This window comes from Citrobacter sp. W9 (assembly GCF_026719375.1).
Taxonomy (GTDB): Bacteria; Pseudomonadota; Gammaproteobacteria; order Enterobacterales; family Enterobacteriaceae; genus Citrobacter; species Citrobacter werkmanii.
This window is the reverse complement of the sequence record NZ_JAPPTE010000053.1, coordinates 1-3,286: the sequence shown is the minus strand read 5'-3', so window position 1 is coordinate 3,286 and position 3,286 is coordinate 1. Positions and strand designations below refer to the sequence as shown.

Below are 3,286 nucleotides of genomic sequence, written 5' to 3'. Positions count from 1 at the left end.
AGTACCAGCGTACGGCCCACAGAATGATGTCACGCTGAAAATGCCGGCCTTTGAATGGGTTCATGTGCAGCTCCATCAGCAAAAGGGGATGATAAGTTTATCACCACCGACTATTTGCAACAGTGCCGTTCAGCTGGCTCGGTATTTTCATCTGGATGAGCGTGACCTTGCTTTTATTAATCAGCGACGGGGAAAACATAACCGGCTGGGGATTGCACTTCAGCTGACTACGGCGCGCTTTCTGGGAACGTTTCTTCCTGATCCCCTTCAAATTCCCTCATTCATCCGTTTTTACATTGCGGCACAGTTGAACATCAGCCGACCAGAGATCCTTTCCCGGTATGCTGAAAGAGAAAATACCCGCTGGGAGCATCAGGGGCTTATCAAGCTCTATTATGATTATCATGATTTTGGTGATTTCCCCTGGACATTCAGACTGAAGCGTTTGCTCTATACTCGCGCCTGGCTCAGCAATGAGCGTCCAGGTCTGCTGTTTGATTTTGCTACCGCATGGTTGCTGCAAAATAAGATCCTGCTACCCGCAGCCTCGACTCTGACAAGGCTGATTGGCGAAGTACGCGAACGGGCAAGTCGACGATTATGGCGAAGGCTGGCTTTGTTGCCTGACAGCTGGCAGAAAACACAACTGGACGGTTTACTTGAAATACCTGAAGGGCAGCGTATATCGGTGCTGGAGGAGATGCGAAAAGGTCCTGTCACTATCAGTGGGCCGTCATTTACAGACGCCCTGGAGCGATATACCCGACTGCGTAGCATGGAGTTTTCCCGGTTGAATTTCTCCGGTCTGCCTGCCATCCAGCTGCGGAATTTGGCCCGTTATGCCGGAATGGCTTCGGTGAAATACATTTCAAGAATGCCTGACGAACGGCGACTGGCCGTGCTTACTGCGTTTGTGAAAGCACAGGAAATTTCGGCGCTTGACGAGGCCGTGGATGTGCTGGATATGCTTATTCTGGATATCACGCGTTCTGCAAAAAATATCGGGCAGAAAAAGCGGCTCAGGACCCTGAAAGATCTTGATCGTGCCCCGCTATTACTGGCACGGGCATGCACGTTATTACTTGATGAGAACACCGATGAAGCAGCTCTGCGGCAGGCTATTTTTCGCCGCATACCAAAGGACAAACTGGCTGAATCCGTCGGCAAGGTAAATGAGCTGGCGCGCCCGCAAGATACTCAGTTTCAGGATGAAATGGTGGAACAATATGGACGGGTGAAGCGTTTCCTGTCCGCGATGTTGCGTGACTTACACTTTCAGGCCGCCCCGGCCGGGGAGCTCACGTTGTCAGCAATCCATTATCTGGCCGAACTGAGTGGCTCAAAAAAGCGAATTCTCGACGATGCACCAGAGCAAATCATTTCCGGCCCATGGAAACGTCTGGTCTACGACAGAGATGGTAGGATTCTACGAGCGGGTTACTCGCTGTGTCTTCTCGAGCGCCTTCAAGATTCTTTGCGCCGTCGTGATCTCTGGCTGGAGAACAGTGATCGGTGGGGGGACCCGCGTCAAAAATTGCTTCAGGGAGCTGAATGGCAGGCACAACGCATCCCGGTATGTCGGGCGCTGGGTCATCCATCAGACGGAACTAAAGCAGCAGAACAACTGGCTACGCGGCTTGATGACACATGGAAATCAGTGGCTTCACGTTTTGCCTGCAACGCAGCGGTCAGCATAAGCAATGAAGGTAAGCATCCCTCACTGACGATTAGCAGTCTGGATAAACTGGATGAGCCACCGGCACTGATACAATTGAATCGTCGGGTAAGAGAATTGATCCCTCCGGTTGATCTGACGGAGCTGTTGCTTGAAATAGATGCCCGAACCGGTTTTACCCGCGAATTCAGCCACGTCAGTGAATCAGGTGCTCGGGCGCAGGATCTCCAGGTCAGTCTGTGCGCAACACTGCTGGCAGAAGCCTGCAATATAGGGCATGAACCCCTGATAAAGCATAATATTCCCGCGCTTACTCGCCATCGTCTGAGCTGGGTTAAACAAAATTATCTCAGGGCAGAAACGCTGGTCACCGCTAATGCACGGCTGGTTGATTTTCAGTCCACGCTGCCGCTCGCGGGGTACTGGGGAGGTGGTGAGGTTGCCTCCGCAGATGGTATGCGTTTTGTCACACCGGTTAAAACGGTTAATTCCGGACCAAATCGTAAATACTTTGGTTCAGGACGCGGTATCACCTGGTACAACTTCGTCTCCGATCAATACTCCGGTTTCCATGGCATTGTAGTTCCCGGGACGCTTCGTGATTCCATCTTTGTACTGGAAGGGCTTCTGGAGCAGCAGACCGGGCTGAATCCGGTAGAAATTATGACGGACACGGCAGGATCCAGCGATATCATTTTTGGCCTGTTCTGGTTACTGGGCTACCAGTTTTCCCCTCGTCTGGCCGATGCAGGCGGGGCGATATTCTGGCGGGCAGATAAAACGGCACATTATGGTGCCCTGAATGAGCTGGCCCGGGGATGTGTTGAACTGTCAAAAATAGAATCCCAATGGGATGAAATGATGCGAATGGCGGGCTCACTGAAGCTTGGGACCATCCATGCATCAGAGCTTATTCGTTCACTGTTGAGAAGTAGCCGACCATCTGGTCTGGCTCAGGCGATTATGGAAGTGGGCCGGGTCAACAAGACGTTGTATCTTCTCAACTATATCGATGATGAGGATTACCGGCGTCGGATCCTCACTCAGCTCAACCGGGGAGAAGGACGCCATGCAGTGGCTCGAGCCATTTGCTACGGACAACGTGGTGAGATTAGAAAACGCTACCGTGAAGGGCAGGAAGATCAACTCGGTGCTCTGGGTCTGGTGACCAATGCGGTTGTGCTGTGGAATACACTTTACATGCAGGAGGCGTTGTCACATCTTCGCAAATCGGGGGAAACACCTGAAGAGGAGCATCTGGCAAGATTATCGCCGCTGATACATGGCCATATAAATATGCTGGGACATTATACGTTTTCGTTACCGGAAGATATTCTGAAGGGCGAGTTAAGACCATTAAATTTGAATACAAACAATGAATTAACCTCTTAGCGTGGTTTTTTACATCATTGGACCTCGAACCCCACTACCGCCTTAGCTGGCGGGGATTCTGCACGTCTGCAATAAACCTCAGTACAAAAAACAGCCTTAACGAATGGAAGGGACTTCCCCTGGATATGCGCCTGATTAACTCTTGTGCAATCATGGGGTAAACATAGCCCCGGAGGGATTCGTTATGACCATCACGACTGTCGGTATCGATCTTGCTAA

At 51.2% G+C, this 3,286-nt stretch carries 1 protein-coding gene; it reads left to right on the top strand.

Going from position 1 to position 3,286, the window contains the following annotated elements:
- Positions 1-88: 88 nt before the first annotated feature.
- Positions 89-3,067, top strand: a complete 2,979-nt coding sequence (locus tag OOJ59_RS27640) for a Tn3 family transposase (protein ID WP_065366010.1) — start codon at positions 89-91, stop codon at positions 3,065-3,067.
- Positions 3,068-3,286 lie beyond the last annotated feature (219 nt).

Bases quoted from the DNA above. Each gene is read 5' to 3' on its own strand.
- OOJ59_RS27640 (WP_065366010.1), top strand. From the start codon at position 89: ATGATAAGTTTATCACCACCGACTATTTGCAACAGTGCCGTTCAGCTG.